Below are 5,238 nucleotides of genomic sequence, written 5' to 3' on the forward strand. Positions count from 1 at the left end.
GGGTGGGGCGGGGCAAGAGCTTCCTCATGGACTGCTTCTACGACTCCGTGCCCTACAAGCGCAAGAAGCGCATCCACTTCCACGGCTTCATGCAGCAGGTGCACAAGGACCTGGAAAGCCTCAAGGGCGAGACCGATCCCCTGGCCATCCTGGCCGGGCGCATTGCTGCCGAGACCCGGGTGCTGTGCTTCGACGAGTTCCACGTCTCCGACATCGCCGACGCCATGATCCTGGGCCGCCTGCTGGAGAAGCTCTTTGCCAAGGGGGTGGTGCTGGTGATGACCTCCAACTACCCGCCGGAAAACCTCTACCCCAACGGCCTGCAGCGGCAGAACTTCCTGCCCACCATCGCCTTGCTCAAGCAGCAGCTGGACGTGGTGCAGGTGGAGGCGGGCATCGACTACCGCCTGCGTACCCTGGAGCAGGTGGAGATCTACCACTATCCGGCCGACGACGCGGCGGAAGCCAAGATGGCCGACTACTTCCGGGAGCTGGCCGGCGGGGAAGGGCAGGCCGGCGGCAGCATCGAGGTGCTGGGCCGGGAGATTCCCGTGCTGCGCCGCTCCGCCGGGGTGGTGTGGTTCGACTTCCAGGCCCTGTGCGACGGTCCCCGTTCCCAGAACGATTACCTGGAGCTGGCCCGGGCCTACCACACGGTGCTGGTCTCCCGTCTGCCCCGCATGAATTCCACCCAGCGCGACATGGCCCGGCGCTTCACCTGGCTGGTGGATATCTTCTACGACGCCAAGGTCAAATTCATTGCCACCGCCGAGTGCGAGCCGGAAGGGCTGTACACCGAGGGCACCCACGCCGGCGAGTTTTTCCGCACCGTCAGCCGCCTGGTGGAAATGCGTTCCCGGGACTACCTGGCCTTGCCCCATCTGGCTTGAGTTTTCGGGAGGGCGGGGCGACACTGGTGCCGCCCCTTTCCTGCCGTGCCGATCATTGGAGGTCTGCCGTGAAGCGTCTGCTGCTGGTTCCGTTGCTCGCCCTGGGCCTGTTCCTGGGGATATTCTCCATGGCCTGGGCCCAGCAGGAAGTGGAGATCGTGCCCCTCAAGAGCCGCACCGTGGACCAGGTGCTGCCGGTGCTGCAGCCTCTGGTGGAGCCGGGCGGCGCGGTGTCGGGCATGAACAACCAGCTCATCATCAAGGGCAGCCGGCGCAACCGGGAGCAGCTGAAGCAGGTGCTGGCCTCCATCGACACGCCGCCGCGCATGCTGCGTATCCGGGTCACCCAGAACCGGGACCAGGACAGCCGGGGCCGGGACGTGGGTGTCTCCGGCAACGTGGGCCTGGGCGGCAATGTGCGCATCATCCAGTCCCCCGGGGCCGCCGGCACCCTCAACGGCAGCGGCAGCCTCGGCCGTAGCGGCGGCGGCAGCGTGCAGATCCAGCGGGGCGGCTCCAGCGTGACCACGGAGATCGTGGACACCCGCAGCACCCGCAGCAGTTCCGCCGGGCAGATGGTGCAGGTGATGGAAGGGGGCCGGGCCTTCATCCAGATGGGCCAGTCCGTGCCGGTGCCCCTGCGCCAGGCCGTGCTCGGTCCCAATGGCGTGGTGGTGACCGAGAGCACGGTGTACCGGGACCTGGGCCAGGGCTTCTATGCCGAGCCCCACCTGGCGGGGGACCGGGTGACCCTGGAAATCAGCCCCCAGAACGACACCCCGGGCAGCTACGGCCCCGGCAGCGCCAATATCCAGCGCCTCAGCACCACCGTCTCCGGCCGCCTGGGCGAGTGGATCGCCCTCGGCGGCATGGGCCAGGAATCGAGCGGACGGGAGCGGGCCAACAGCACCCTGTCCACCCAGGACGTACGCGACAACCGGACCGTCTGGCTGCTGGTGGAAGAGATCAAGTAGTCCCGGCTTTCCTTTTTTTCCGCAGCCCCGGCGGCGGAACACAACAACCAAGAAGAACATGACCGATTTTCGCCAACATCCCTGCCGCCTGCCTCCGGAGCGCCTGTTCACGCCCTGTCCCGAGAGCCTGCTGGAATTCGCCACCACCGCCGAACTGGACGATCTGGCCGAGGAATTCGCCCACCCCCGGGCGGTGGAGGCCTTGAGCTTCGGTCTCGACATTCCCCGCCACGGCTACAACCTATTCGTCCTCGGCGAGCCGGGCAGCGGCCGCCACGCCCTGGTGCATCGGGTGCTGGACACCCAGTTCCGCCATCGCGGCAACGGCGATGCCGCCTGGGACTGGTGCTATGTGCACAACTTCCAGGAGCCGACCCGGCCGCGCCTGCTGAGGCTGCCCGCCGGCCGCGGCAGCAAGCTGCGGGAAGACATGCAGAACTTCGTCTCCGGCCTGGCCCCGGCCCTCACCGCCGCCTTCGAGAGCGACGACTACCGGCGCCGCCTCAACGCCCTGGAAAGCGAGGCCAAGAAGCGGGAGGACACGGCCCTGCGTACTCTTGGCCGGGAGGCCATGAGCAAGGGCGTGGCCCTGCTGTCCACCGAGGAAGGCTTCACCTTCGTCCCCGCCAAGAGTGAGGACGAGACCATGAGCGAGGAGGAGTACGACGCCCTGCCCAAGGAGCGCCAGGAGGAGCTGGACGCCATCATCGAATCCTACGAGCCGCGCCTGCAGGACCTGGTCAGCCAGTTCCCCCGCTGGCAGCGGGAGCTGCAGGCCAAGGTCAAGGACATCTCCCGGGAGGCCCTGCGCCTGGCCGTGGGCCACGAGATCGAAGAACTCAAGCCCGCCTATGCCGACCTCGCGGAGGTGAGCGCCTTCCTCGACGCGGTGCTGCACGACGTGGTGGAAACCGGTGACAACCTGCGGGAATCCCAGAAGGGCGAGGGGGAGATGGAAACCCTGCTCTTCTCCGGCAGCATTTCCCTGCAGCGCTACCTGGTCAATCTGCTGGTGGACAACAGCGGCACCAGCGGCCGGCCGGTGGTGTGCGAGAGCCTGCCCACCTTCCAGAACCTGCTGGGCCGGGTGGAACACACCGCCCACATGGGCATGTGGGTTTCCAACTTCACCCTGATCCGGGCCGGTGCCCTGCACCGGGCCAATGGCGGCGCCCTGGTGCTGGATGCGGGCAAGCTGCTGACCCAGCCCTACGCCTGGGAAGGACTCAAGCGGGCCCTGCAGGCCGAGCGCCTGCGCCTGGAATCGCCGGAGGATCTCTTCGGCCTGCAGAGCACCCAGCAGCTCGAGCCGGAGCCCATGCCCCTGGACGTGAAGGTGGTGCTGGTGGGCGATCGCAGCACCTACTACCTGCTTTCCGAAATGGACCCGGAATTCGGCGCCCTGTTCAAGGTGGCGGCAGACCTGGAAAACGACGTGGTGCGGGGCCCGGAGAATGCGCTGCTCTACGCCCGCCTGCTGGCCACCCTGGCCCGCCGCGACCAGCTGCGGGCCCTGACCCGGGCCGCCACGGCCTGGACCATCGAACGGGCGGCCCGCCTGGCCGAGGATTCGCGCAAGCTCACCACCCGTACCCGGGTGCTGGCCGACCTGCTGCGGGAGGCGGACTGGATGGCGGAGAAGGACGGCGCCCCCGACATCGACCGCCAGCATCTGGAGCGGGCCCTGGCGGCCCAGGTGCGGCGCGCCGACCGGGTGCGGGAGCGGCAGCAGGAGGCCATTCTCAACGGCGAATTCATGATTGCCACCGAGGGCATGGAAATCGGACAGATCAACGGCCTCGCCGCCATCGACATGGGCGAGCTGACCTTTGCCCACCCCATGCGGGTCACCGCCGCGGTGCGCATGGGCGATGGCGACGTCATGGACATCGAACGGGAAACGGAACTGGGCGGCCCCCTGCACAGCAAGGGCATGCTCATCCTCTCCGGCTTCCTCTCCAACCGCTTTGGCCGCCTGGTGCCCCTCTCGGTCAATGCCAGCCTGGTCTTCGAGCAGTCCTACGGCGAGGTGGACGGGGACAGCGCCTCCCTGGCCGAGCTGTGCGCCCTGCTGTCGGCCATCGGCATGCTGCCCCTGCACCAGTCCCTGGCCATGACCGGCTCCCTCAACCAGCTGGGCCAGGTCCAGCCCATCGGCGCCGTCAATGAAAAGATCGAAGGCTTCTTCGACATCTGCCAGGCCCGGGGCCTGACCGGCAGGCAGGGGGTGATCATTCCCGCCGCCAACGTCTCCCACCTCATGCTGCGGGCCGACGTGGTGGCGGCGGTGCGCCGCGGCGACTTCCACGTCTTCGCCGTGCGCCATGTGGATGAGGCCATGGCCCTGCTCACCGGCCTGCCGGCGGGCACTCCCGATGCCAAGGGCGAGGTGGCCCCGGACAGCGTCAGCGGCAAGGTGGCCACCCAGCTCATGGAACTGGCCCAGCAGCGCCACGGCCCGCCGGAAAAGCCCAAGGCGCCGCGCAGGAGCAAGGCCAAGGAAAGCCCGGCCAAGCCCAAGCCGGGCAAGGAGCCGGTGGAAGACGTGGCCGGCCACGGGGAGCGCGGGGCAGGGGAGGCCTGAGCCCATGGGCGATCCGGGGCAGGGGATGGAGCCCCTGGCGGCAGAGGGTGCGGTCACCCCGGCGGAACTGCAGGCCGCCGCCGAGGTGGTGGAACATGCCTCGCCCCTGGTGCGGGGCCTGCTCATCGCCGCCGGCAGCCTGTGCGTCGTGCTGGGGGTGGTGGGCCTGTTCCTGCCCCTGCTGCCGACCACGCCCTTCATGCTGCTGGCCGCCGCCTGCTACGCCCGGGCGTCCCTGCGTTTTTATCGCTGGCTCACCGGCCATCGCCTGTTCGGCCCGCCCATCCTGGAGTGGCGGCGGCACCGGGCCATTCCCTACCGGGCCAAGCGGGCCGGCGTGCTGCTGATGGCCCTGACCTTTTCCACCTCCATCCTGCTGGTGGTGAAAAATCCCTGGGCCCAGGCCGGCCTGGCCGCGTTCGGCCTTTTCATGTGCCTGTGGCTGTGGCGCCTTCCCTCCCGGGACCGGCCGGGGGCCTGAGCGCCGTGGGCCGCCAGGGCCGGCGGATCGTGCTTTCCCTCCTTCAGGGGGCGTGGGCAGGCCCACAGGCCGGCGATGCAGGCCGGCTATAAGGACTATTTCCCGATTCAATTGGCTTGCGCCGCCGCCCCTTGCTAAGGTGGATTCACCTTTGATGCCACCACCGTGAAGGAGCCAGCCATGACCCGGATGATCGAAGAAGCCCGTTGCATCTTCACCCGGCTGTGGGCCGATGCGGTGTGGGGGAACCGGCCGGCCGCCCTCTCGTTCCGCCCCGCCAGGCCGCGCCATGCCGCGCGGCCCATGCCC

4 protein-coding genes are annotated in these 5,238 nt (G+C 68.6%); all 4 read left to right on the forward strand.

The annotated features are described in order from the left end of the window. On the forward strand, positions 1–890 hold an 890-nt coding region (gene zapE, locus AC1RTA_RS16290), incomplete at its 5' end, for a cell division protein ZapE (RefSeq protein ID WP_492785333.1). A gap of 68 nt (positions 891–958) precedes the next feature. Beyond that, on the forward strand, positions 959–1,864 hold the full coding sequence (locus AC1RTA_RS16295; RefSeq protein ID WP_492785334.1) for a secretin N-terminal domain-containing protein: 906 nt from the start codon (positions 959–961) through the stop codon (positions 1,862–1,864). A gap of 58 nt (positions 1,865–1,922) precedes the next feature. Beyond that, positions 1,923–4,448: a Lon protease family protein gene (locus AC1RTA_RS16300; RefSeq protein WP_492785335.1), complete on the forward strand. Its 2,526-nt coding sequence runs from the start codon at positions 1,923–1,925 to the stop codon at positions 4,446–4,448. A gap of 4 nt (positions 4,449–4,452) precedes the next feature. Further along, a complete protein-coding gene (locus AC1RTA_RS16305) occupies positions 4,453–4,929 on the forward strand; it encodes a YbaN family protein (RefSeq protein ID WP_014237281.1) in 477 nt (158 codons plus the stop codon). Positions 4,930–5,238 lie beyond the last annotated feature (309 nt).

The sequence above is a fragment of the Azospira sp. MPR-E4 genome (assembly GCF_058809645.1).

Coding starts and splice junctions, on each gene's coding strand:
- AC1RTA_RS16300 (WP_492785335.1), top strand. CDS start 1,923: ATGACCGATTTTCGCCAACATCCCTGCCGCCTGCCTCCGGAGCGCCTG.
- AC1RTA_RS16305 (WP_014237281.1), top strand. CDS start 4,453: ATGGGCGATCCGGGGCAGGGGATGGAGCCCCTGGCGGCAGAGGGTGCG.